The 24,228-nt window shown below is 68.6% G+C and carries 24 protein-coding genes and 1 rRNA gene; 17 read left to right on the plus strand and 8 right to left on the minus strand.

The genetic code is table 11. The annotated features are described in order from the left end of the window. Nucleotides 1-62: 62 nt before the first annotated feature. Nucleotides 63-1,586, minus strand: a complete 1,524-nt coding sequence (locus tag OG322_RS30220; protein WP_123469033.1) for a TldD/PmbA family protein — start codon at nt 1,584-1,586, stop codon at nt 63-65. Between the two features lie 267 nt (nt 1,587-1,853). Here OG322_RS30220 and fabG point away from each other — a divergent pair, with 267 nt between their 5' ends. The 3 genes from fabG to OG322_RS30235 all read left to right on the plus strand — a co-directional run bounded on the left by fabG (nt 1,854) and on the right by OG322_RS30235 (nt 3,966). Then, the gene (gene fabG / locus OG322_RS30225; protein WP_123469031.1) at nt 1,854-2,573 is read left to right on the plus strand and encodes a 3-oxoacyl-[acyl-carrier-protein] reductase; all 720 of its coding nucleotides are present in this window, start codon (nt 1,854-1,856) and stop codon (nt 2,571-2,573) included. 5 nt (nt 2,574-2,578) lie between these two features. Beyond that, nucleotides 2,579-3,346, plus strand: a complete 768-nt coding sequence (gene fabI / locus OG322_RS30230; RefSeq protein ID WP_123469029.1) for an enoyl-ACP reductase FabI — start codon at nt 2,579-2,581, stop codon at nt 3,344-3,346. Nucleotides 3,347-3,579: 233 nt separating this feature from the next. Next, complete coding sequence (locus OG322_RS30235; protein WP_123469027.1) at nt 3,580-3,966, plus strand: hypothetical protein; 387 nt, start codon at nt 3,580-3,582, stop codon at nt 3,964-3,966. Nucleotides 3,967-4,026: 60 nt separating this feature from the next. On the opposite strand, the gene OG322_RS30240 is transcribed toward OG322_RS30235, so the two are convergent. Next, nucleotides 4,027-4,701, minus strand: coding sequence for a FadR/GntR family transcriptional regulator (locus tag OG322_RS30240; RefSeq protein WP_123469025.1), 675 nt, complete (start codon nt 4,699-4,701; stop codon nt 4,027-4,029). Nucleotides 4,702-4,815: 114 nt separating this feature from the next. Between OG322_RS30240 and OG322_RS30245 the strand changes: the two genes are divergently transcribed. The 4 genes from OG322_RS30245 (at nt 4,816) to OG322_RS30260 (ending at nt 7,191) form a co-directional block, all read left to right on the plus strand. Then, nucleotides 4,816-6,102: a CynX/NimT family MFS transporter gene (locus OG322_RS30245; protein WP_124283755.1), complete on the plus strand. Its 1,287-nt coding sequence runs from the start codon at nt 4,816-4,818 to the stop codon at nt 6,100-6,102. A 26-nt stretch (nt 6,103-6,128) separates the two neighbouring features. Then, a complete protein-coding gene (locus tag OG322_RS30250; protein WP_260147507.1) occupies nt 6,129-6,239 on the plus strand; it encodes an SGM_5486 family transporter-associated protein in 111 nt (36 codons plus the stop codon). Nucleotides 6,240-6,391: 152 nt separating this feature from the next. Next, nucleotides 6,392-6,598 carry a hypothetical protein gene (locus OG322_RS30255; protein ID WP_266412328.1) on the plus strand — a complete coding sequence of 69 codons (207 nt, stop codon included), beginning with the start codon at nt 6,392-6,394 and terminating at the stop codon, nt 6,596-6,598. Nucleotides 6,599-6,672: 74 nt separating this feature from the next. Continuing rightward, a complete protein-coding gene (locus OG322_RS30260; protein WP_123469019.1) occupies nt 6,673-7,191 on the plus strand; it encodes a SixA phosphatase family protein in 519 nt (172 codons plus the stop codon). Nucleotides 7,192-7,260: 69 nt separating this feature from the next. On the opposite strand, the gene serB is transcribed toward OG322_RS30260, so the two are convergent. After that, nucleotides 7,261-8,517 (minus strand): phosphoserine phosphatase SerB, encoded by a 1,257-nt coding sequence (gene serB / locus OG322_RS30265; RefSeq protein ID WP_123469018.1) that lies wholly within the window; start codon nt 8,515-8,517, stop codon nt 7,261-7,263. Between the two features lie 286 nt (nt 8,518-8,803). On the opposite strand from serB, the gene OG322_RS30270 reads away from it, so the two are divergent. After that, nucleotides 8,804-11,377, plus strand: a complete 2,574-nt coding sequence (locus tag OG322_RS30270; protein ID WP_123469016.1) for an ABC transporter ATP-binding protein/permease — start codon at nt 8,804-8,806, stop codon at nt 11,375-11,377. A 95-nt stretch (nt 11,378-11,472) separates the two neighbouring features. Here the strand turns inward: OG322_RS30270 and OG322_RS30275 are convergent, their stop codons facing one another. Then, nucleotides 11,473-12,189 (minus strand): transglycosylase SLT domain-containing protein, encoded by a 717-nt coding sequence (locus tag OG322_RS30275; protein ID WP_329307245.1) that lies wholly within the window; start codon nt 12,187-12,189, stop codon nt 11,473-11,475. Between the two features lie 504 nt (nt 12,190-12,693). On the opposite strand from OG322_RS30275, the gene OG322_RS30280 reads away from it, so the two are divergent. From OG322_RS30280 to OG322_RS30290, 3 genes are all read left to right on the plus strand, one after another. Next, a complete protein-coding gene (locus tag OG322_RS30280) occupies nt 12,694-13,842 on the plus strand; it encodes a GAF domain-containing sensor histidine kinase (protein WP_123469013.1) in 1,149 nt (382 codons plus the stop codon). Beyond that, nucleotides 13,835-14,479: a response regulator gene (locus tag OG322_RS30285; protein WP_123469011.1), complete on the plus strand. Its 645-nt coding sequence runs from the start codon at nt 13,835-13,837 to the stop codon at nt 14,477-14,479. Before OG322_RS30280 ends, OG322_RS30285 begins: the two co-directional genes overlap by 8 nt. 149 nt (nt 14,480-14,628) lie before the next feature. Then, entirely contained in the window at nt 14,629-14,880 is a 252-nt protein-coding gene (locus tag OG322_RS30290) for a chaplin (RefSeq protein WP_123469009.1), read from the plus strand. A gap of 86 nt (nt 14,881-14,966) precedes the next feature. Here OG322_RS30290 and OG322_RS30295 read toward each other — a convergent pair whose 3' ends face one another. Further along, nucleotides 14,967-15,746 (minus strand): hypothetical protein, encoded by a 780-nt coding sequence (locus OG322_RS30295; RefSeq protein WP_123469007.1) that lies wholly within the window; start codon nt 15,744-15,746, stop codon nt 14,967-14,969. A gap of 190 nt (nt 15,747-15,936) precedes the next feature. On the opposite strand from OG322_RS30295, the gene OG322_RS30300 reads away from it, so the two are divergent. The 4 genes from OG322_RS30300 to OG322_RS30315 all read left to right on the plus strand — a co-directional run bounded on the left by OG322_RS30300 (nt 15,937) and on the right by OG322_RS30315 (nt 19,177). Beyond that, nucleotides 15,937-16,734 carry an ABC transporter ATP-binding protein gene (locus OG322_RS30300; protein ID WP_123469004.1) on the plus strand — a complete coding sequence of 266 codons (798 nt, stop codon included), beginning with the start codon at nt 15,937-15,939 and terminating at the stop codon, nt 16,732-16,734. A 91-nt stretch (nt 16,735-16,825) separates the two neighbouring features. Then, complete coding sequence (locus OG322_RS30305) at nt 16,826-17,257, plus strand: NfeD family protein (RefSeq protein ID WP_123469002.1); 432 nt, start codon at nt 16,826-16,828, stop codon at nt 17,255-17,257. 157 nt (nt 17,258-17,414) lie between these two features. After that, entirely contained in the window at nt 17,415-18,347 is a 933-nt protein-coding gene (locus tag OG322_RS30310; RefSeq protein ID WP_123469000.1) for an SPFH domain-containing protein, read from the plus strand. Between the two features lie 62 nt (nt 18,348-18,409). Continuing rightward, nucleotides 18,410-19,177 carry a sulfite exporter TauE/SafE family protein gene (locus OG322_RS30315; protein ID WP_123468998.1) on the plus strand — a complete coding sequence of 256 codons (768 nt, stop codon included), beginning with the start codon at nt 18,410-18,412 and terminating at the stop codon, nt 19,175-19,177. A gap of 61 nt (nt 19,178-19,238) precedes the next feature. Here the strand turns inward: OG322_RS30315 and OG322_RS30320 are convergent, their stop codons facing one another. The 3 genes from OG322_RS30320 to OG322_RS30330 all read right to left on the minus strand — a co-directional run bounded on the left by OG322_RS30320 (nt 19,239) and on the right by OG322_RS30330 (nt 21,266). Next, the gene (locus OG322_RS30320) at nt 19,239-19,745 is read right to left on the minus strand and encodes an HNH endonuclease (protein WP_123468996.1); all 507 of its coding nucleotides are present in this window, start codon (nt 19,743-19,745) and stop codon (nt 19,239-19,241) included. 137 nt (nt 19,746-19,882) lie between these two features. Further along, a complete protein-coding gene (locus OG322_RS30325) occupies nt 19,883-20,431 on the minus strand; it encodes a YbhB/YbcL family Raf kinase inhibitor-like protein (protein WP_329307246.1) in 549 nt (182 codons plus the stop codon). Between the two features lie 52 nt (nt 20,432-20,483). Beyond that, nucleotides 20,484-21,266 carry a sporulation protein gene (locus OG322_RS30330; RefSeq protein ID WP_123468992.1) on the minus strand — a complete coding sequence of 261 codons (783 nt, stop codon included), beginning with the start codon at nt 21,264-21,266 and terminating at the stop codon, nt 20,484-20,486. Between the two features lie 73 nt (nt 21,267-21,339). Between OG322_RS30330 and OG322_RS30335 the strand changes: the two genes are divergently transcribed. Both OG322_RS30335 and OG322_RS30340 read left to right on the plus strand, forming a co-directional pair. Next, nucleotides 21,340-21,981: a DNA-3-methyladenine glycosylase gene (locus OG322_RS30335; RefSeq protein WP_123468990.1), complete on the plus strand. Its 642-nt coding sequence runs from the start codon at nt 21,340-21,342 to the stop codon at nt 21,979-21,981. 586 nt (nt 21,982-22,567) lie between these two features. Continuing rightward, nucleotides 22,568-24,093 (plus strand): 16S ribosomal RNA (locus OG322_RS30340). The last annotated feature ends 135 nt before the right edge of the window (nt 24,094-24,228 follow it).

Below are 24,228 nucleotides of genomic sequence, written 5' to 3' on the forward strand. Positions count from 1 at the left end.
GTTGAGACTGTGCTGACCCGGGGGGCGCCCCCCGGAACCCCGGCCGGTTCCCTGCGCGCCGCTCATCGTCCGGCCTCCTGCGTCGTGTTGAGGATGTTCACGCCTCGGAAGAGGGCGGAGGGGCAGCCGTGCGAGACGGCCGCGATCTGGCCCGGCTGGGCCTTGCCGCAGTTGAAGGCGCCGCCCAGGACATACGTCTGCGGACCGCCGACCTTCTCCATCGAGCCCCAGAAGTCCGTCGTCGTCGCCTGGTAGGCGACATCGCGCAGCTGCCCGGCGAGCCTGCCGTTCTCGATCCGGAAGAACCGCTGCCCGGTGAACTGGAAGTTGTACCGCTGCATGTCGATCGACCAGGACCGGTCGCCGACCACGTAGATCCCGCGCTCCACCCCGCCGATCAGATCGTCGGTGGAGAGGCCGCCGGGATCCGGTGCCAGCGACACGTTCGCCATGCGCTGCACGGGGACGTGGCCCGGCGAGTCCGCGTACGCGCACCCGTTGGACCGGCCCAGATCCGTCAGCTTCGCGATCCGGCGGTCCAGCTGGTAGCCGACCAGTGTGCCGTCCTTCACCAGGTCCCACGACTGGGCCTCGACGCCCTCGTCGTCGTAACCGATCGTCGCGAGCCCGTGTTCGGCCGTGCGGTCGCCCGTCACGTTCATCACCGGGGAGCCGTACGCCAGCTTCCCCAGCTTGTCGAAGGTGGCGAACGAGGTCCCGGCGTACGCCGCCTCGTACCCCAGCGCCCGGTCCAGCTCGGTGGCATGGCCGATCGACTCATGGATGGTCAGCCACAGATTGGACGGGTCGACCACCAGGTCGTACGTCCCCGCCTCGACACCCGGGGCGCGCATCTTCTCGGCCAGCAGCCCGGGAATGCTCTCCAGCTCCGCGTCCCAGTCCCAGCCGGTCCCGGTCAGGTACTCCCAACCGCGCCCCACCGGCGGCGCGATCGTGCGCATCGAGTCGAACTCGCCGGTCGTCGCGTCCACCGCCACCGCGGTGAACTGCGGATGCAGCCGCACCCGCTGCTGTGTGGTGACCGTGCCCGCCGTGTCCGCGTAGAACTTGTTCTCATGGACGGTCATCAGCGAGGCGTCCACATGCGCGACGCCCTGCGCCCCCAGGAGCCGGCCGCTCCACTCGGCGAGCAGTCCCGCCTTCTCCTCGGCCGGTACGTCGAAGGGGTCGACCTCGTACGCCGACACCCAGCTCCGCTCCCCGTGCACCGGCTCGTCCGCCAGCTCCACCCGCTCGTCGGAACCCGCCGCCGCGATGACCTTCGCCGACAGCTTCGCCATGGCGACGGCCTGCGAGGCCACCTTCGCCGCGGCGTCCATCGTCAGATCCACCCCGGAGGCGAACCCCCACGCCCCGCCGTGCACCACCCGCACCGCGTACCCGAGATCGGTACTGTCCGACGCCCCGGCCGGCCGGGCGTCCCGCAGCCGCCAGGTGGCGCTGCGCACCCGCTCGAAGCGGAAGTCGGCATGCACGGCCCCGAGCGCCCGCGCACGGGCGAGCGCCGCGTCGGCCAACGGCCTCAGCGGAAGGGCCAGGAACGACTGATCTACCTCATGGGGCACGGGCGGCCTCTCCTCTGCGTCACATACCCTCGGATCTTTTACGAGGCAGTGAAGCACGGCCGAAGCGGCGGCACAGTCGAATTGCGGGCGGGGGCGACGGGCCGTCCGGCCGGGCCCGCGGGCGGACAGGGCCAGGTCGTGGCCGGGACGGGACTGTAGGAACCCGACAGCGCCCGGGGGAAGGCGCTGTCAGAGGCCGATTCCTCGGGAAGCGGGCGGTACCGATAGGTTTTCGAGGTACCAGACAGCTATGGAAAGGGTGATCCGTTGAGCCGCTCGGTTCTCGTCACCGGAGGAAACCGGGGCATCGGCCTCGCCATCGCCCGCGCTTTCGCCGACAACGGCGACAAGGTCGCGATCACCTACCGTTCCGGTGAGCCGCCGCAGGAGCTCACCGAGGCCGGTGTTCTCGCGGTCCGTTGCGACATCACCGACGCCGAGCAGGTGGAGCAGGCCTACAAGGAGATCGAGGAGAAGCACGGCAATGTGGAGGTACTGGTCGCCAACGCCGGTATCACCAAGGACCAGTTGCTGATCCGGATGTCCGAGGAGGACTTCACGTCCGTCCTCGACACCAACCTCACCGGCACCTTCCGGGTCGTCAAGCGTGCCAACCGCGGCATGCTGCGCGCCAAGAAGGGCCGGGTCGTCCTCATCTCCTCCGTCGTCGGCCTCCTCGGCTCGGCGGGACAGGCGAACTACGCCGCGTCCAAGGCCGGTCTGGTCGGCTTCGCCCGGTCGCTGGCCCGTGAGCTGGGTTCGCGGAACATCACCTTCAACGTCGTCTCGCCCGGCTTCGTCGACACCGACATGACGCAGGTGCTCACCGAGGAGCAGCGCAAGGGCATCGTCGCCCAGGTGCCGCTCGCGCGATACGCGCAGCCCGCGGAGATCGCCGCCGCGGTGCGCTTCCTCGCCTCCGACGACGCGTCGTACATCACTGGAGCCGTCATCCCTGTTGACGGCGGATTGGGCATGGGTCACTGATCACCATGAGCGGAATTCTCGACGGCAAGCGCATCCTCATCACCGGGGTGCTGATGGAGTCGTCCATCGCGTTCCACGCCGCCAAGGTGGCCCAGGAGCAGGGTGCCGAAATCATCCTGACCGCCTTCCCCCGGCCCACGCTGACCGAGCGCATCGCCCGGAAGCTGCCCAAGCCGGCCAAGGTCATCGAGCTGGACGTGACCAACGACGAGCACCTGGACCGGCTCGCCGGTCTGGTGCGCGACGAGCTCGGCACGCTCGACGGCGTCGTCCACTCCATCGGCTTCGCGCCGCAGGACGCGCTCGGCGGCAACTTCCTCAACACCCCGTTCGAGTCGGTCGCCACGGCGATGCACGTCTCGGCGTTCTCGCTGAAGTCGCTCGCCATGGCGTGCAAGCCGCTGATGAGCGAGGGCGGTTCGATCGTCGGCCTCACCTTCGACGCGCAGTTCGCCTGGCCGCAGTACGACTGGATGGGCCCGGCGAAGGCCGCGCTGGAGGCGACCTCCCGCTACCTCGCCCGCGACCTGGGCAAGGACGGCATCCGCTGCAACCTGATCTCGGCCGGGCCGCTCGGCTCCATGGCCGCCAAGTCCATCCCGGGCTTCAGCGACCTCGCCGAGGTGTGGAACACCCGCGCGCCGATGGCCTGGGACATGTCGGACGCGGAGCCGGCCGGCCGCGGCATCGTCGCGCTGCTCTCGGACTTCTTCCCGCGGACCACGGGCGAGATCATCCACGTCGACAGTGGCGTGCACATGATGGGTGCCTGACCCTCGCACGACGGCGTTCCGAAACGGCCGCGCACCACTTCCCCGGAGGTGGTGCGCGGCCGTTTCCCGTGTCCCGCCCCGCCTCTCGGCGCTCAGGTCGAAAACCTGGTCGATCCACCGCAGAATGTGGAGGAACCGGACTTCTGGTCCGGCCGAACGTCTTTCGTCCGGACCGGGCCTGCCCCGCGAGACCGGCCCGATACAGGCGAGAGGCCCCAGGGGAGGAGATCGCTGTGCACGGCACACGTCACCGAACCCGGTCCCTGCTGGCGGCCTCCGCGGTCGTCGCCGGACTGCTCGTCCCCGGCGCCCTGTACGCCGCGGGCCACGTCGGGGCCGCAGGTGCGGCAGCACCGCCCGCACCCGACCCCGAACCCTCCGGCGCCGAATGCCGTACGTCGGTCCAGGGTTCCCGGGTCGTCGCCTACTGCCACAACCCGTACCCGTCCACCGACCGGGTGCAGCTGCACACCGAGTGCGCCCGCTGGTGGGACATCGACGCGGACGCCAGGCCGGTCGACGTCGGGCCGGGGCGGACCGTACGGCTGGACGACCGCTGCTGGAAAGAGGTCGGCTCCGCCTGGGTCACCCACGGCGGCGAGACCCGCGCGGCGTCCTGACCCGCACCCCGTGCTCCCCAAGGGCTGTCCCGTAGTCCCCGGTGGAGCGCAGGGCAGCCCCTAGACCCGGTCCACCAGGCAGTCCAGCGCATGGCTCGCGGCCTCGGACGCCGCCGTCTCCGCGTCACCGGCGCGGATCGCCTCGACCAGCCGCCCGTGGTCCATATGGTTCTCCGGCCGCAGCTCATGACCGACGTCGACCCGGAGATAGTCCCGCAGGAGGTCGCCCAGGTCGGCGTAGAGACCGGTCAGCACATCGTTGTGGGAGGCGGCCACCACGGCCAGATGCAGCGTCGCGTCCACCGCCACGAAGGCCTCGGCGTCCCCCGCGGCCCAGGTCTCCTCCCGGCGCCGCATGAGCGCGTCCAGCTGCTTCAGGTCCCGGTCGGTACGACGGGCGGCGGCCAGGCGCGCCGCCGACGACTCCAGCGTCGAGCGCAGCTCGGCGACATGGCGCGGGTCGGCGGACGCGAACCGGCGGTGCATCACCCCGGCGAGCTCACTGGTGGCGGCCACATAGGTGCCCGAGCCCTGCCGGATGTCGAGCAGGCCGTTGTGCGCGAGCGCCCGCACCGCCTCGCGGACGGTGTTACGGGCCACCCCCAGCTGCTCGACCAGCTCGGGTTCGGTGGGGATGCGCGAGCCCACGGGCCACTCGCCCGACGTGATCTGGTTCCTCAGCTGGGCAATCACCTGGTCGGCGAGTGCCGAACGCCGCGGGGACGTCAGCGCCATGGTGCTCCTTGCTCGGGTGTCCGGGGGCGGGGGCCGTCCCGCCGTCGTTCTCGGGTGTCCGCATGTTCTCAGAGGATTGGACAAGTAATCATCCCATGATTCTATGATGACTCCATGCGTGACGACGAAACCCCTCCCCAGACCCCGACCGGGACGCTGAGTCCCGCCATCCCGGCGGCCCCCCGTACCGACGCACCCGCCTCGCCGGCCGGCCCCGCGCCGTGGCTGCTCCGCCTGGTCGTCGTCGGGCTCGTCCTCGCCGCACTCAACCTCCGCCCGGCCATCACCAGCCTCGGCGCCCTCCTCGAAGAGGTCCGCGACGGGCTGCACATGAGCGGGACCGTCGCGGGGGTCCTCACCTCCGTACCGCCCCTCTGCTTCGCGGTCTTCGGCATCATGGCGCCGCGCCTGGCCCGCCGCTTCGGCCCCGGCGCGGTGGTCTGCGCGGGCATGGTCGCCATCACCGCGGGGCTGGTGATCAGGCCCCTCATCGGCGGCACGGCCGGCTTCCTCGCCGCGAGCGCGCTCGCCCTGATGGGCATCGCCGTGAGCAATGTCCTGATGCCGGTGATCGTCAAGCGCTGGTTCCCGGACCGGGTCGGCTCCATGACCGGCCTCTACTCCATGGCCCTGGCCCTCGGCACCTCGTTGGCCGCCGCCGTGACCGTCCCCATGACCGAGGCGATGGGCGGCAGTTGGAAGGCCGGCCTCGGCATCTGGGCCGTGCTCGCCGCCGCCGCGATCCTGCCCTGGATCCCGCTGGTACGGGACCGGAGCGGCGCCCCCGGACAGCCCGCCGCCCACCAGGCGCAGGCCCCGGCGCTCAGGATCACCCGCAGCCGTACCGCCTGGGCCCTCGCGTGCTTCTTCGGCCTCCAGGCCACCGCCGCGTACATCACCATGGGATGGATGCCGCAGATCTTCCGCGACGCCGGGGTCTCGGCCGGTACCGCGGGCGTCCTGCTCGCCGTCACCATGGCGATGGGCGTCCCGCTCGCCTTCGTCATCCCCCGGGTCGCCGCCCGGATGCGGAACCAGGGGCCGATCGTCGTCCTCCTCGGCGCCTGCGGCCTCATCGGCTACGCGGGCCTCTACCTCGCCCCGTCCGGCGGGGCCTGGGCCTGGGCGGTGCTCCTGGGCATCTCGAACTGCGCCTTCCCGCTCGCCCTCACGATGATCGGCATGCGTTCGCACAGCGGCGCCGGAGTGGTCCGGCTGTCCGCGTTCGCCCAGTCCTGCGGCTATCTCATCTCGATCCCCGGGCCGCTCCTGGTCGGCGTGCTCTACCAGCACAGCGGCGGCTGGGGGCTGCCGATCGGTCTGATGGCGGCCCTGATGGTGCCGCAGATGGCGGCCGGCATCCTGGCCGGCCGGGACCGGACGATCGAGGACGAATGCTGAGATGCGAGACTGGGGCCATGTCTCCTGTGCTCGACCCGAATCCCCAGAACGGCCAGAAGAAGCTCCTGCTCGTCTTCGGGGCGATGGTGCTGATCTCGATCGTCATCGCCGTCATCGCCACCCTCGCCTCTCCGTAACCGCCCGGGCTCACCGGGGGCGATGGTGGGGCTGGCCCCACCATCCCCTAGGGGGCCAGGGTCAGGGTGAACTGGGTGGGTCACCGGATGGGCCGGACATCCCCGCATCCGTAGGTTTCAGGTATCAGACCTGATGACCCACGGAGGCGGACATGTCGGCCCGTACACATACCCGGTCCACCCGCCCCGATGCGCGCGGTGTCGAGATCCGGCTGCCGTGGTGGGCCGTGGCGCTGCCCGCCGTCGCCTTCGGCGCGCTTCTGCTGCTGATCGCCGGACCGGGGCAGGCGCACGCGGCCACGGACGATCCGGCGCTGGGCCAGTTGCTTGAGCGAATCGTGGACCTGCTCACCCGCTGACGGCCGTGGGCCGTGGCTGGGGAGCCCTCCAACACCCTGCGCCAGGTGGCACATTTCGTGCGAAGCTGAGGTGTATGAGCGTCGATACACCTCGCAGGATCGTCCTTCTCAGGCATGCAAAGGCGGAATGGTCGCAGGACTCCGACCACGAGCGGCCCCTCGCGGAGCGCGGCCGCATGGACGCCCCCATGGCAGGCCGCAAACTCGTCGATTCCGGGATCGTCTTCGATCTGGCCCTCTGCTCCACCGCCGCCAGGACGCGCGAGACATGGAAGCTGGCCGTGCACGAGATGCCGGAGCGCCCCAGGACCGTGTACGAGGAGCGGCTGTACGAGGCCTCGCTCGGCGAGCTGATCGCCCTGGTCAACGAGACCCCCGACGAGGTCCGCAACCTGCTGGTGATCGCCCACAACCCGGGTATGCACGCGCTCGCCGACGCCCTCTCGGGCGCGGCGGAGGGCGACGCCCTGGCCCGGATGACCCGCGGCGGCTTCCCGACCGCGGCGTTCGCCGTGGTGGAGTTCTCCGGTACCTGGAAGGGCGTGGAGCACGGCATCGGCAAGCTCACCGAGTACTGGACTCCGAACGACTGACGACGACCGGCCCCGCCGGTCCATGAGCCCGCCGGCTCACGAAGAGGGCCCCGGAGGCCGGCCCGGGTCCTATTCGACGAGACCGTCGGCGGCCTCGACCTCCTCGCGGGTGATGCCCAGCAGATAGAGCACGGTGTCCAGGAACGGCACGTTCACCGCCGTGTGCGCGGCCCTGCGGACCACGGGCTTGGCGTTGAAGGCGACGCCGAGTCCCGCGGTGTTCAGCATGTCCAGGTCGTTCGCCCCGTCACCGATCGCCACGGTCTGCGCCAGCGGCACCCCGGCCTCCGCGGCGAAGCTGCGCAGCAGCCGGGCCTTGCCGGCCCGGTCGACGATGTCCCCGGTCACCCGGCCGGTGAGCTTCCCGTCGATGACCTCCAGAGTGTTGGCAGAGGCGAAGTCGAGCCCCAGCCGCTCCTTGAGGTCGTCCGTCACCTGGGTGAACCCACCGGAGACGACGCCTACTTGGTAGCCCAGCCGCTTCAGCGTACGGATCAGGGTGCGGGCGCCCGGTGTCAGCCGCACCTCGGCGCGCACCTTCTCCACCACCGACACGTCGAGGCCCGCCAGCAGCGCCACCCGTGCGTGCAGCGACTGCTCGAAGTCGAGTTCGCCGCGCATCGCCTGCTCGGTGACCGCGGCGACCTCGGCCTCGCAGCCGGCATGGGCCGCGAAGAGCTCGATGACCTCGTCCTGGATGAGCGTCGAGTCGACGTCCATCACGACGAGCCGCTGCGCGCGGCGGCTCAGCCCGGCCGAGACCACGGCGACGTCGACGCCGATCCCGGCGGCCTCGGTGGCCAGCGCGGTCCGCAGTTCCTCGGTCCCGGTGCCGGACACCGCGAACTCGACGGCGGTGACCGGATACTTCGCCAGCCGGAAGATCCGGTCGATGTTCCCGCCGGTCGAGGTGATTCTGGCCGCTATGGCGGCGGTCGACTCCGCGGTCAGCGGGTGCCCGAGCACCGTCACATGGGAGCGGCCGTCGCCACGGGGCCGGTTGTCGCCCGTGCCGGAGATGATCTCGGCCTGCAGCTTCAGCGACTCGGCCCAGCTGTGCACGGTGGCCCGCAGGTCACCCTCGGTGGTCCCGCCCGCGACGGGGGCGGTGACCAGCGCGCACAGGACGATGCGGCCACGGGTGACGACCTGCTCGATGTCGACGACATCGACCGAGTAGGCGGCGAGGGTGTCGAACAGCCCGGCGGTGATACCGGGACGGTCCTTCCCGAAGATCTTCACGAGAAGGGTCGGTGCGTCGATGCCCTGACGTGACTCAGGGGACTCAGGAGACGGCGAGGACTGAGGGGGCTGAGATGCGCTCATGGTGTCCCCACCGTATCGGTCCACGACGCGCCCCCGACGGCCCGTCCCGAGGGCCGGACAGCCCGCCCCGGTACCCCCAACCACATGATTCGGCATGATCCGCAATCGTTCATGGCCAGTTGTGTCGGTAGATGACCGCCTCTTGGATTCAATGCCGTAACAGTGCAGGTCTCGGCAGGGTCAAACCCCCGCCCGGCTTTCGTATCGGGGACTGCTCCTGGAATAGTTCGCCACGATGTTCAGCATCCCTAGACTCCCTGCGACGGGGGTAATCGGGGGACAACTAGTGGGGCGCGGAGTGCCGGAACTCGTACTGGAATTGAATGGAAGGACCTGGACGCTCGATCCGTCCAGGTCGTACACCCTCGGACGCGATCCGCAGGGCGACATGACGATCGATGACGCCAGGGTGTCGTGGCGGCACGCCACGATCAGCTGGAGCGGCCGGGGTTGGTTCATCGAGGACCACGGCAGCACCAACGGCACGTATGTGCAGGGCCGGCGAATCCAGCAGATGGAGATCGGGCCCGGCTCCACGGTGAACCTGGGCAATGCCACCGACGGGCCGCGGCTGAGTCTCAGCGGTGCCGCGGCCGGCGCCGATGTGTACAGCGGGCAGGCCGCCGCGGGAGCCCAGGCCCCCGCCCAGCAGCCGCAACAGACCCCGCCGCAGCAGCCGCAGCAGGGCGGACCCGGCTGGCAGGGACAGCAGCAGAATCCCGGCCGGCAGCCGCAGGCCTGGCAGCAGGCCCCCCAGGTACAGCAGCCCCATGTCCCGCAGCAGGGCATGGCGAACACCCCCGGGAGCGGCGGGGCCGGCGGCGCGGCGGGGGCGCCACCGGTCTACGGCGACCGCAGCCCGACCACGTTCCACCAGGTGGCTCTCGGCCGGGTGATGCGCATCGGCCGTGCGCTGGAGAACGAGCTGGTCGTCGCCGACCTCCAGGTCTCGCGCAACCACGCCGAGTTCCACGCGGCGCCCGACGGCCGCTTCGAGATCCGTGACCTCGGATCGCACAACGGCACGTACGTCAACGGCCAGCCGCTCTCGAAGTCCGGCTCCGCGCTCATCGGCGCGAACGACATCGTCGGTGTCGGCCACTCGACGTTCCGCCTGGTCGGCGACCGGCTCGAGGAATTCGTCGACACGGGCGAGGTCTCCTTCGCCGCCCGCCACCTCACGGTCACGGTCGACGGCGGCAAGCAGATCCTCAAGGACGTCTCGTTCGGCGTCCCGGAGAAGTCGCTGATCGGCGTCATCGGCCCGTCCGGCTCCGGAAAGTCCACCCTGCTCAAGGCGCTCACCGGCTACCGGCCCGCCAACCAGGGCGAGGTCCTCTACGACAACCGGAACCTCTACAAGCAGTTCGCCGAGCTGCGCCAGCGCATCGGCCTGGTTCCGCAGGACGACATCCTGCACAAGGAACTCACGGTCACCAAGGCCCTGAAGTACGCGGCCAAGCTCCGCTTCCCCGCGGACACCACCGAGGCCGAGCGCCAGTCCCGGATCCTGGAAGTCCTCGCCGAGCTCAAGCTCGACATCCACAAGGACAAGAAGGTCACCTCGCTCTCCGGCGGCCAGCGCAAGCGCGTCTCGGTGGCCCTGGAGCTGCTCACCAAGCCCTCGCTGATCTTCCTGGACGAGCCGACCTCCGGCCTCGACCCGGGCATGGACCGCGATGTCATGCAGCTGCTGCGCGGTCTGGCCGACGACGGCCGTACGGTCCTCGTCGTCACGCACTCGGTCGCCGAGCTGGCCATCTGCGACAAGCTCCTGGTGATGGCGCCCGGCGGTGCCGTCGCCTACTTCGGCCCGCCGGAGGAAGCGCTCAACTTCTTCGGCTACACCACCTGGGCCGACGTCTTCTCCGCGTTCGAGAACTACCGCGACTACGACTGGGCGGGCCGCTGGCGCGGTTCGCAGCACTACCAGATGTACGCCGCGGACATCGACGCCGTCGCCGCGCAGTCCGTACACATGCCGCCGCCGCAGCAGATGCGTCCGCCGAAGCCGCAGGGCTGGGTGACGCAGCTGTGGACGCTGATGCGCCGCTATCTGTCGGTGATCGCGTCCGACAAGGGCTTCATGGGCCTGATGGTGATCCTGCCCGCGGTGCTCGGTGTCGTCAGCGTGGTCATTCCGGCCGACTTCGGCCTGGGCCCGCCCAAGCCGCCGTCCCGGTTCAACAGCGACGCCGGAACGATCATGCTGATCCTGGTGATCGGCATGACCTTCTCCGGTGCGGCCAACTCCGTACGAGAGCTGATCAAGGAACGGGTGATCTACGAGCGGGAACGGGCCACCGGCCTCTCCCGCTCCGCCTACCTGATGTCCAAGGTGATCGTTCTCGGCCTGATCACGGCCGTCCAGGGCGTCATCATCTGCGGTATCGGCTTCGCCACCCGTGATCTGCCGGCGGAGGGCCTGGTCATGCCGCCGGCCGTCGAGCTCTGCGTGACGATCATCGCGCTGGGCTTCACCTCGATGATGTTCGGCCTGGTGATCTCCTCGCTGGTGAAGACCTCCGAGAAGACCATGCCGCTGCTGGTCATGTTCGCGATCGTCCAGGTCGTCTTCACCGGCATCCTCTTCCAGATCTACGGATCGCCTGGCCTGGAGCAGTTCGCCTGGCTGATGCCGTCGCGCTGGGCCGTCGCTGCCGCGGGCTCGACACTCGACCTCGCCCACCTGATGCCGCCGTGGGACCGGAACAACCCCACGGACCTGGACCCGCTGTGGGAGCACACGGCCGGCCAGTGGGGGATCAACATCGCGGTGCTGCTGTTCCTCGGTGTCATCTGCGGGTTCGCGGTCGCGCGACTGCTGCGCCGCCACGAGCCCGAGGTGATGCGCAAGTAGCCGCCTCGCGGCTGCGCACCGTACGACGCCGAAGGGCGGCACCCCCGCACGGGGTGCCGCCCTTCGGCGTTGCGCCACGGCGTACCGGAGTGGACTCAGTACGCGCTGTTGACGTTGTCGATCGAGCCGTACTTGTCGGCGGCGTAGTTGGCCGACGCGGTGATGTTGGCGACCGGGTCGTACTGGCTGTGGGGGGTACCGCTGACGTGGTAGGCGTCGAAGGTCGGCTTGATGATCTGGAGCAGGCCGATCGACGGGACACCGTTGACCGCGTTGACATCCCAGTCGTTCAAGGCGTTCGGGTTGCCGCTGGACTCGCGGATGATGTTGCGGTGCAGGCCGTCGTAGGTGCCCGGGATGCCCTTGGCCTTCATGATGGACAGGGATTCCTTGATCCAGCCGTCCAGGTTGTTCGAGAAGACCGGGGTACGGGACTCGGAACGGCTGGCCGCCTGCGTGTCGCGCTTGGCCGCGGCCTTCTTGGCCTTCGCCCTGGAGACGGCCTCGGCCTTCTCCTTCACGGCTGCGGCCTTCTTGGCCTTCGCGGCGTCGGAGGCCTTGATCAGCTGCTCGGCGGTGGAGTGCTGCTCGATGACGCTGGCCTGGATGGTCTTGGCCTGCGGGGCGCCGGCGGCGGACGCGAAGACGACGGGTTCGGTGGAGATGGCCTGTGGCTCGGTCTCGGCCTCGGCGTTACCGGGCACCAACGACAACGAGAGCGCAGCGGCGGCGACGGCGGATATACCCGCGACGGAGAGCTTCTGGGTCTTGTTCAGGCGACGGAGACGGCCGGGAATGCTGGACACGGACATACAGGTACCTCTTCGAATCGCTGGGGTCCTCACGGAGGACGAAGACGGGAGGCGGCTTCGCATCTCCGTCGGGGACGAGTGCAATTCTTAGCGACCGCAAAATCGTGTGGCAAAGGTGTGACGTACGAAGCCGGGTAGTGGGCCGGTACCTCGGTCGCACGGGGCGGCCCGCACTCAGGAACGCCCTTATCGCCCTTATTTGTCCACTAGGTGACTTCGTAAGTGACGTGGGTCCTATGCGCGGCCTCACATCGGCCGGGTGTCAGTCTCACCAACCGTTGCGTCAGCAATGCGGAGCGTGATGTTTCGGTTCCTTTGGTGGCTCGGGGCGGCCCTGACTCGCCTCCCGGGGCCGGCCCGGTGACGCCGGGCCGGCACCCCATCCCGTTCCGCACCCGGCATGACGCGAACGAGAGGATCTGGAGAGGACCTAGTCCCTGCGCCCTAATCGGGGGCCGTCCACAGGCCGATACGGGTCCTGCGGCCCGCCGGTACGGTGAGGCCATGACCCATCGCCCACCGTCGGGCGGCCTCGCAGCAGTGAGCGCCGCGCTGCTCGCCATGAGCCGGCACCTGGAAATGCGGGACGTCCTCAAGACGATCGTCGCGTCGGCCCGCGAGCTGCTCGACGCCGAGTACGCGGCGCTCGGGGTCCCCGACGACCACGGCGGCTTCGCCCAGTTCGTCGTCGACGGCGTCAGCGACGAACAGTGGAAGGCCATCGGCCCGCTTCCCCGCCAGCACGGCATCCTCGCCGCGATGCTGCACGAGGCGAAGCCCGAGCGGCTGGCCGACGTCCGCAAGGATCCGCGCTTCGAGGGCTGGCCCGCCGCCCACCCCGACATGTCCGACTTCCTCGGCCTGCCCATCAGGGACGGCGACGAGACCATCGGCGCCCTCTTCCTCGCCAACAAGCGCTGCGCGAAGCCCGAGGGCAGCTGCGGATTCACCGCCGAGGACGAGGAACTGCTGGCGATCCTCGCCCAGCACGCGGCGATCGCCCTCACCAACGCCCGGCTGTACGAGCGCAGCCGCGAGCTCACCATCGCCGAGGAGCGCTCCCGCCTCGCCCACGAGCTGCACGACGCGGTCAGCCAGAAACTGTTCTCCCTGCGGCTCACCGCCCAGGCCGCCGCCACCCTGGTCGACCGCGATCCGGCCCGGGCCAAGGGCGAGCTCCAGCAGGTCGCCGCCCTGGCGGCGGAGGCGGTGGACGAGCTGCGGGCGGCCGTCGTCGAACTGCGCCCCGCCGCGCTCGACGAGGACGGCCTGATCGCCACCCTCCGTACCCAGATCCAGGTCCTGGACCGCGCCCACACAGCCCGGGTCACCTTCGAGAGCCTGGGTGTGCGGGCGCTGCCCGCCGCCCAGGAGGAGGCGCTGCTCCGGGTCTCGCAGGAGGCCCTGCACAACGCCCTGCGCCACTCGGGGGCCGCTCACGTGGACGTCACCCTCGTCCGCCGCGGCAGCGGCACGGTGCTGCGGATCACCGATGACGGCCAGGGCTTCGAGCCGGCGGCCACCCGTCAGGCGGGGCGGCACCTGGGCCTGGTCTCGATGCGGGACCGCGCGAGCGGTGTCGGCGGCAATCTCACCGTTGAATCGGCGCCCGGCAAGGGCACCACGATCGAGATGGAGGTACCCGGTGGCTGACAGGATCATCAGGGTGCTGCTGGTCGACGACCACCAGGTGGTCCGCCGCGGTCTGCGTACGTTCCTGGAGATCCAGGACGACATAGAGGTCGTCGGAGAGGCGTCCGACGGAGCCGAAGGGGTGGCCAGGACCGAGGAGCTGCGCCCCGACGTGGTGCTGATGGACATCAAGATGCCGGGCACCGACGGCATAGAGGCGCTGCGCAGGCTCCGGGAGCTGGAGAACCCGGCCAAGGTGCTGATCGTCACCAGCTTCACCGAGCAGCGCACCGTCGTCCCCGCCCTGCGGGCCGGCGCGTCGGGCTATGTGTACAAGGACGTCGACCCGGACGCGCTGGCGGGCGCCATCCGCTCGGTGTACGCGGGCCATGTCCTGCTCCAGCCGGAGGTGGCGGGAGCGCTGCTCGCCCAGGACGACCCCGGCAGCGGTACGGGCCGGGGGAGCACCCTCACGGAACGGGAGCGGGAAGTGCTGGGCCTGATCGCCGACGGCCGCTCCAACCGGGAGATCGCGCGGGCGCTGGTCCTCTCCGAGAAGACCGTCAAGACGCACGTCTCGAACATTCTGATGAAGCTGGACCTGTCCGACCGCACCCAGGCCGCGCTCTGGGCGGTCCGGCATGGGGCGGCGGGCTGACCGGGCGGCCGGACCGGAGCGTCTGCCTCCGGGCCGAGATTCATACTGTCGGGTGTATGTCACTCGAACGGCGCATCCTCTCCGGCGCCGGGGCGTTCTCCATGGCGTGCTGCGGCGGCTGGCCGCAGCGACGCTAGGAGGATCCTGAAGTGAAGAACCTGAAGAAGGCTGCCGCCGTCACCATGATCGCCGGTGGCCTCATCGCCGCCGGTGCCGGCGCGGCCTCCGCCACCGGGCACAGCGGTGCGGGCGCCCACGGTGTCGCGGCCCACTCCCCGGGTGTGGCCAGCGGCAACCTCGTCCAGGTCCCGGTCCACGTGCCGGTCAACGTGGTCGGCAACACCGTCAACGTGATCGGCCTGCTCAACCCGGCCTTCGGCAACTTCGGCCTGAACGGCTGACGCCACGCACACCTCTGCGACACCGCCGGGCGGACCTCATCGAGGCCCGCCCGGCGCGGTGCGGGCAACGCCACTCCGGGCACCGCCTACCGCGCCCGCTCCTCCACATACGCGTTGTACGCGGCAACCTGCGCCCGCCGGGCCACCCGCTCCACCGGCCGCAGCGCCTCTCCCCGCGCCGCCATCTCCGACGCGCTCACCGCCCCGCCGTGGCCGTTCTCGTACGCCACCGAGACCAGCAGCCCCACCCGCTGCGCCAGCTCCAGCACCCGGGCCGCCCGCGGCGGATACCCGGGAGCCAGCACCTCGCGCCCCCGCTCCGCCCGCGCCCGGTACGCGTCCATCGCCGCCTCGGCCACCGGCCCGGACCCGGCCACGTCGAGCCGCGACAGCACCGCCGTCGCATCCCGTAGTGCCTCGGCGAGCTCCCGCTCCGCCTCGCCCAGCGACGGCACATCGGCCGGCGGCGCCTCCCGCACGGCCAGGCAGTGCCACGCCACGGCGACGTGGAGATCACCGGCCGGCCCCGACTCGCGCACCTCGGGCACCAGCCCGAACGGTGCGCCGTAGGTCACCACGGCCTCCTCGGCCTCCAGCGCCCTGGAATTGAACTCCGCGGGGCCGCTGAGCCCCAGCGGATGCCCCGGCACCGGCAGTGCGACCCGGAAACCGGTCACCCCGAGCCCCCGCAGCCGCCCCAGCGCGAGAGTGAGACCGACCGGCCCCGCCTCGCCAGGCAGCCCCTCGACGCGATGCACCGCGTCCTCCCCGACAATGGCGAGCGCCGCGTCGTCCGGTGAGACGAGCCCGGCCAGCAGCGCGTTACCCCAAGCGGCCAGCAGCCCTGAGCGTGGTTCCGAAAGCATGGCAACAGCCTAAGGGCTGCCCCGCGATCCCTGGCGGGCGCGCGACGACAGCTGGGCGGGGGACCCCGCACCAACCGTGCGACGACGGGCCCAGCGCCGGGAGCGCTCGTGCAGTGGCGTAGGTTTTCCCTGGGAGCTGTGCCCACAGGCACGCGACGATCACGAAACTGCATGGGGAGACAACGCGCTCATGAGCGATGTACTGGAGCTGGTGGACGTATCCGTGGTCCGCGACGGACGCGCTCTGGTGGAAGACGTCTCCTGGTCGGTCAAGGAGGGGGAGCGCTGGGTCATCCTCGGCCCCAACGGCGCCGGCAAGACCACCCTCCTCAACGTCGCGTCCAGCTACCTCTTCCCGACCAAGGGCAGCGCCACGGTCCTCGGCGAGCTGCTCGGCGGCGTCGGCACCGATGTCTTCGACCTGCGCCCCCGCATCGGGATCGCGGGCGTCGCGATGGCGGAGAAGCTTCCCAAGCGGCAGACCGTCCTGCAGACGGTGCTCACCGCCGCCTACGGCATGACCGCCACCTGGAACGAGAACTACGACGCCGTCGACGAGGACCGGGCCCGCGCCTTCCTCGACCGGCTCGGTATGACCGACTACCTGAACCGGAAGTTCGGCACCCTCTCCGAGGGCGAGCGCAAGCGCACCCTGATCGCCCGCGCCATGATGACCGACCCCGAGCTGCTGCTCCTCGACGAGCCCGCCGCCGGTCTCGACCTCGGCGGACGCGAGGACCTGGTCCGCCGCCTCGGCCGGCTGGCCCGCGACCCGTACGCCCCCTCCATGATCATGGTCACCCACCATGTCGAGGAGATCGCCCCCGGCTTCACCCATGTCCTGATGATCCGTCAGGGCAAGGTGCTCGCCGCAGGCCCCATGGAGACCGAGCTCAGCTCCCGCAACCTCTCCCTCTGCTTCGGTCTGCCGCTCGTCGTCGAGCACACCGGCGACCGCTACACCGCCCACGGGCTGCCGCTCGCCTGAGGCCCTTCCCTGGGGCTGTCCGCCCCTCCGGGGCAACGTCCGCCTGCTTGCGCCCTGTTGGCAAAGGTGCTTGCGGTCATACGATGGCCGTGTGGACATCATCGACGCATGGGTGTGGTGGCTGATCGGCGCGGTGGGACTGGGCATCCCGCTCGTCCTGACCGCGATGCCGGAGTTCGGCATGTTCGCCGTCGGGGCGGTTGCCGCGGCGGTGGTCGCGGCTCTCGGCGGCGGAGTCGTGGCCCAGGTCCTGGTCTTCGTCTTCGTCTCGGTGGCGTTGATCGCCGTGGTCCGTCCGATCGCCAACCGCCACCGCTCGGACCGGCCCCGTCTGGCCACCGGCATCGACGCACTGAAAGGCCGTCAGGCCGTCGTCCTGGAACGGGTCACCGGCGACGGCGGGCGGATCAAACTGGCCGGAGAGATCTGGTCGGCGCGCGCGCTCGACGCGGAACTGAGCTACGAACCGGGCCAACAGGTCGATGTCGTCGACATCGACGGGGCCACGGCCGTTGTCATGTGACCGAACAGCCCCCACGGCAGAGCCTGTTCTGTCAGACTCGATGTCGATCATCATGAGAACCGGACCGGCAGGACAACCGACCTGACCCACGGACCCTCATACGATCTCGACCTCGATCATCGCGATCCGTCGGCAACCGAAGGGCACGAGGAACACGATGCAACCGATCATCATCGTCCTGATCATTCTGGTGGTGCTCGTCTTCATCGCTCTGATCAAGACGATCCAGGTCATCCCACAGGCCAGCGCCGCCATCGTGGAGCGTTTCGGCCGCTACACCCGCACCCTCAACGCAGGCCTGAACATCGTCGTTCCGTTCATCGACTCGATCCGGAACCGGATCGACCTCCGTGAACAGGTCGTGCCCTTCCCGCCGCAGCCGGTGATCACCCAGGACAACCTGGTCGTCAACATCGACACGGTCATCTACTACCAGGTAACCGACGCCAGGGCCGCGACGTACGAAGTGGCCAGCTACATCCAGGCCATCGAGCAGCTCACCGTCACCACGCTCCGCAACATCATCGGCGGCATGGACCTGGAACGGACCCTGACCTCCCGCGAGGAGATCAACGCCGCCCTGCGCGGAGTCCTCGACGAGGCCACCGGCAAGTGGGGCATCCGCGTCAACCGCGTCGAGCTGAAGGCGATCGAGCCGCCCACCTCCATCCAGGACTCGATGGAGAAGCAGATGCGCGCCGACCGTGACAAGCGCGCCGCGATCCTCCAGGCCGAAGGAACGCGCCAGTCCGCGATCCTCACCGCCGAGGGCGAGAAGCAGTCCGCGATCCTGCGCGCCGAGGGTGAGGCCAAGGCAGCCGCCCTGCGCGCGGAGGGTGAGGCCCAGGCGATCCGGACGGTCTTCGAGTCCATCCACGCCGGCGACCCGGACCAGAAGCTCCTCTCGTACCAGTACCTCCAGATGCTGCCGAAGATCGCCGAGGGCGACGCCAACAAGCTCTGGATCGTGCCCAGCGAGATCGGTGACGCACTCAAGGGCCTCAGCGGCGCCTTCGGGAACCTCGGCACCGGCATGCCCGGCTTCAACACCGGCAACAAGGAACGTCGCGAGGACCCCCCGATCGACTGACGTGTACACCCCCTCGTGCATGATCAGTGCACCAAGCACCGATCAGGCACGGGGGATTCGGGATGACCATGTGGGAGATGCTCGCCGTCTTCGTCGCGGGCATCAGCGCGGGCACGATCAACACGATCGTCGGCTCGGGAACGCTGATCACCTTCCCGGTGCTGCTCGCTACCGGTCTGCCACCGGTCACCGCCACCGTCTCCAACGCACTCGGCCTGATCCCCGGCTCCATCAGCGGCGCGATCGGCTACCGCAAGGAGCTCGAAGGCCAGCGCCCACGCGTTCTCAAACTCGCCGTCGGCGCCCTCATAGGCGGGCTGACCGGCGCCACCCTGCTGCTGGCACTGCCCTCCACGGCCTTCGAAACCATCGTGCCGATCCTGGTGGCCATGGCCCTCGTCCTGGTCATCCTGCAACCGCGCATCAGCAAAGCCGTCCAGCGCCGACGCGAACACACCGGCGTCCCGGCCCGCCCCGACGGCGGCCCGCTGCTCTTCATCGGCCTGATGCTCGCCAGCGTCTACGGCGGCTACTTCACCGCCGCCCAGGGGATCATCTACCTCTCCCTGATGGGCATGCTGCTCGACGACACCATGCAGCGCCTCAACGCCGTGAAGAACGTCCTGGCCGCTGTCGTCAACAGCATCGCCGCGCTCTTCTTCCTCTTCGTCGCGGACTTCAACTGGACCGCCGTCGTACTGATCGCGATCGGCTCCGCACTCGGCGGCCAGATCGGCGCCAAGGTCGGCCGCCGGCTGAGCCCCGCCATCCTGCGCGCCCTCATCGTCACGGTCGGCACCCTCGCCATCGTCCAACTGCTGCTCCGCTGACACACGGAAGCCCGCCTCCGCACGGAGACGGGCCTCGGCTACCGCACCAGGCGTACGGCTGCTACGCCGCGGACTGCGCCAGCCACTCCGGCAACGCCGACCGGTCACCGGCCCCCAGCGCGAGCAGCATCGCATCCGCCGGAGACGGTACGAACGGCTGCCGCAACAGCGGCATCCCCGCCTGCGCCGGCGTACGGGCCGCTTTGCGGTGGTTGTCCTCGGCGCAGGAGGCCACCGTGTTGAGCCAGGTGTCCTGACCCCCCTGGGCACGCGGCACCACGTGGTCGACGGTGCTCGCCCGCCGTCCGCAGTACGCGCACCGGTGCTGGTCCCGTATCAGCACACCCCTTCTGGACCACGGGGCCTGTCTTCGGAACGGCACCCGTACGTACCGGCAGAGCCTGATCACCCGGGGCACCGGGATGTCCACGGCGGCACCGCGCATACGGAGGCCGGGATGCGACTGCTCGACGACGGCCTTGTCCTGCAGGATCAGCACCACCGCACGATTCAGCGTCACCGTCGACAGCGGCTCGAAGCTCGCATTCAGCACCAGCGTGTCCCGCATCCCGCCCACCTCCCGTGTGCCGCCCGCCACCTGGCAGGCCCGGATCAACTCTGGCTGGGCGGGCCGTGATGGACAACGCAATAAAAAGTGCCCTGCCCTGATCTCTCCAGGACCAGGGCAGGGCAAACAGGGTGGAACTATCGACTTGTCGTGCTTTCGGCGGGCTCCGCGTACTCACCGATCAGCTGGGCCCGGCCCAGCGTGTGGAACCGCAGATTGAAACCGACCACCGCGGGCGACACGTCGCTGTCCGGCCCGAGCTTCTCGCTGTCCACCGCGTACACGGTGAACACGTACCGGTGGTTCTCGCCGGGCGGCGGCGCGGCCCCGCCGAAGTCCTTCGATCCGTAGTCGTTGCGGACGTGCACGGCGCCCGGGGGCAGCCCCTCGAACCTCCCGCTGCCCGCACCCGCCGGCAGCTCCGTGACCGACGCCGGGATGTCGAAGAGCACCCAGTGCCAGAACCCGCTGCCGGTGGGAGCATCCGGGTCGAAGCACGTCACGGCGAAACTCTTCGCCCCCGCCGGGAACCCCTCCCACCGCAGCTGCGGTGAGGTGTTCCCCGCCGCCTGCACCTGTGCATCCGCAAGCACGGCCCCCGGCGCGAGGTCCTCGCTCACCACGGTGAACGAGGGGACCTCGGGATGGAAGGCGTGCGGCAATGGTGCCCTCTTCGGCTCGGTCACGTCAGCACCTCTCCTGTTGGCGGCTGCGGTGTCAGCAGATCTCCCACCGACCCTAGAGCCAGTTGCGCTGACCGCCGACCTGGGCGAGCCACTGGTTCAGGTAGGCCGCCCAGTCGGTCCCCTGGAAGTCGTTCAGACCCACCTTGAACGCGCGGTACGAGTCGCTGCCCTCACTGAAGAGACCCGGCTTCTTGTCCATCTCCAGCACGACGTCCATCTCGCGGTCGTCCGCGACGAACGTCAGCTCGACCTGGTTCAGCCCGCGGTACTGCGACGGCGGGAAGAACTCGATCTCCTGGTAGAAGGGCAGCCGCTGACGCGTACCGCGGATGTGACCGCGCTCCATGTCGGCGCTGCGGAAGCCGAAGCCCAGCTGCCCGAAGGCGTCCAGGATCGCCTGCTGTGCCGGCAGCGGGTGCACGTTGATGGGGTCCAGGTCTCCGGAGTCCAGCGCCCGTGCGATCTCCAGCTCCGTGGTCACCCCGATGTTCATGCCGTGCAGGTGCTGGCCCGCGAACATGGTGATCGGCGTCTCCCAGGGGATTTCGAGCCCGAACGGCACGACGTGCACCGCCCCCGCCCGCACCTCGAACGCGCCGCCGAGCCGCAGCTTGGTGAACTCGATGTCCTGCTTGGTCTCCTGCTCCTGGCCCTCGACCTCGACCCGGGCCTGCAGTCCGACGGAGAGCCCCTCGATCTGCTGGTCCACCGATCCGCCCTGAACCCGTACCTCACCCTGGACGACCCCACCCGGTACGACGTTGAGCTCGGTCAGCTCCGTCTCCACCGATGCACCACCGGCACCCATACTCGCGAGCAGCCGCTTGAAGCCCATGTTTTCTCCTCCTAGGTCCTGACCCCTACATACGCGCCATGACCGTAGCCGGTTCCCGGTAACCTCGGAGTTCATGATCGAGGGCCAGGACCGTACGCCGCTGACGCGGGACTTCTTCGACCGCCCCGTGCTGGACGTGGCACCGGATCTACTGGGCCGGACGCTGGTCCGCAGCACACCGGAGGGCCCCATCGAGCTGCGCCTCACCGAGGTGGAGGCGTACGCGGGGGAGATCGACCCCGGGTCGCACGCCTTTCGCGGCCGCACCCCGCGCAACAGCGTGATGTACGGGCCGCCCGGCCACGCGTACGTCTACTTCACCTACGGCATGTGGCACTGCCTCAACCTGGTGTGCGGCCCGGAGGGCATGGCGAGCGGTGTACTGCTCAGGGCCGGCGACATCCGTACGGGCGCTGACCTCACCCGCAAACGTCGAGTCTCGGCCCGCAACGACCGAGAACTGGCCAAAGGGCCGGCCCGACTTGCGACGGCCCTCGACATCGACCGGGCGCTCGACGGCACCGATGCCATCGCCCACCCGGGCGCCGTCCTCTCCGTACTGCGCGGCACCCCGCCACCCCGCGACCAGGTACGCAATGGCCCGCGCACCGGAGTGGGCGGGGACGGAGCCACCCACCCGTGGCGTTTCTGGGTGGACGGCGACCCCACGGTGAGTCCGTACCGGGCGCACGCACCACGCCGCAGGTCAACTTGACTCGCCCATGCGGGGCACCTAATGTAGTCCGAGCCGCTTGACACGGGTACAGCCAACGGTTTGGTCCATCGGACCTGATGCCGGGCAACTCGAAGCGGCCAACCACTACCTACGACACACCCCAGAGGGTGCGAATTTCGGCATGCTGAAATTCGAGCCATTGACTCGATTATGAGTCACCGGGGAAATCGGCTAAAGTAGTGAACACGCCGAAAGGGAAAGCGCGAAAGCGAATTCCTCGAAAGCAATCCCGCTTCGACCGGGAATCGGACACGAAAGAGTCTGATAGAGTCGGAAACGCAAGACCGAAGGGAAGCGCCCGGAGGAAAGCCCCAGAAAATGTTCTGGTGGTGAGTACAAAGGAAGCGTCCGTTCCTTGAGAACTCAACAGCGTGCCAAAAGTCAACGCCAGATACGTTGATACCCCGACCTGCTTCGGCGGGTTCGAGGTTCCTTTGAAAGTCCTGGCAGACCACACTAGTGGTTCTACCAGGCAATGCACATAGCGAGGACATAGTGAACGATCGGTCTTATTCCGACTCGATTGTTCCGCTCTCGTGTGTGTGATCCCGATTACGGGAAAACATTCACGGAGAGTTTGATCCTGGCTCAGGACGAACGCTGGCGGCGTGCTTAACACATGCAAGTCGAACGATGAAGCCCTTCGGGGTGGATTAGTGGCGAACGGGTGAGTAACACGTGGGCAATCTGCCCTTCACTCTGGGACAAGCCCTGGAAACGGGGTCTAATACCGGATAATACTTTCCCTCTCATGGGGGAAGGTTAAAAGCTCCGGCGGTGAAGGATGAGCCCGCGGCCTATCAGCTAGTTGGTGGGGTAATGGCCTACCAAGGCGACGACGGGTAGCCGGCCTGAGAGGGCGACCGGCCACACTGGGACTGAGACACGGCCCAGACTCCTACGGGAGGCAGCAGTGGGGAATATTGCACAATGGGCGAAAGCCTGATGCAGCGACGCCGCGTGAGGGATGACGGCCTTCGGGTTGTAAACCTCTTTCAGCAGGGAAGAAGCGAAAGTGACGGTACCTGCAGAAGAAGCGCCGGCTAACTACGTGCCAGCAGCCGCGGTAATACGTAGGGCGCAAGCGTTGTCCGGAATTATTGGGCGTAAAGAGCTCGTAGGCGGCTTGTTGCGTCGGTTGTGAAAGCCCGGGGCTTAACCCCGGGTCTGCAGTCGATACGGGCAGGCTAGAGTGTGGTAGGGGAGATCGGAATTCCTGGTGTAGCGGTGAAATGCGCAGATATCAGGAGGAACACCGGTGGCGAAGGCGGATCTCTGGGCCATTACTGACGCTGAGGAGCGAAAGCGTGGGGAGCGAACAGGATTAGATACCCTGGTAGTCCACGCCGTAAACGTTGGGAACTAGGTGTTGGCGACATTCCACGTCGTCGGTGCCGCAGCTAACGCATTAAGTTCCCCGCCTGGGGAGTACGGCCGCAAGGCTAAAACTCAAAGGAATTGACGGGGGCCCGCACAAGCAGCGGAGCATGTGGCTTAATTCGACGCAACGCGAAGAACCTTACCAAGGCTTGACATACACCGGAAAGCATCAGAGATGGTGCCCCCCTTGTGGTCGGTGTACAGGTGGTGCATGGCTGTCGTCAGCTCGTGTCGTGAGATGTTGGGTTAAGTCCCGCAACGAGCGCAACCCTTGTTCTGTGTTGCCAGCATGCCCTTCGGGGTGATGGGGACTCACAGGAGACTGCCGGGGTCAACTCGGAGGAAGGTGGGGACGACGTCAAGTCATCATGCCCCTTATGTCTTGGGCTGCACACGTGCTACAATGGCCGGTACAATGAGCTGCGATGCCGCGAGGCGGAGCGAATCTCAAAAAGCCGGTCTCAGTTCGGATTGGGGTCTGCAACTCGACCCCATGAAGTCGGAGTTGCTAGTAATCGCAGATCAGCATTGCTGCGGTGAATACGTTCCCGGGCCTTGTACACACCGCCCGTCACGTCACGAAAGTCGGTAACACCCGAAGCCGGTGGCCCAACCCCTTGTGGGAGGGAGCTGTCGAAGGTGGGACTGGCGATTGGGACGAAGTCGTAACAAGGTAGCCGTACCGGAAGGTGCGGCTGGATCACCTCCTTTCTAAGGAGCATCTAGATTCCGCAAGGAATCCAGAGCCACTACGTCGGCAAACGATCGACGGTGGTTAGCTCATGGGTGGAACGTTGACTATTCAGTACCGGTGGTTCAACCGGGTCGTAAGTACTGCTCTTCGGA

This window comes from Streptomyces sp. NBC_01260, from assembly GCF_036226405.1.
Classification (GTDB): domain Bacteria; phylum Actinomycetota; class Actinomycetes; order Streptomycetales; family Streptomycetaceae; genus Streptomyces; species Streptomyces laculatispora.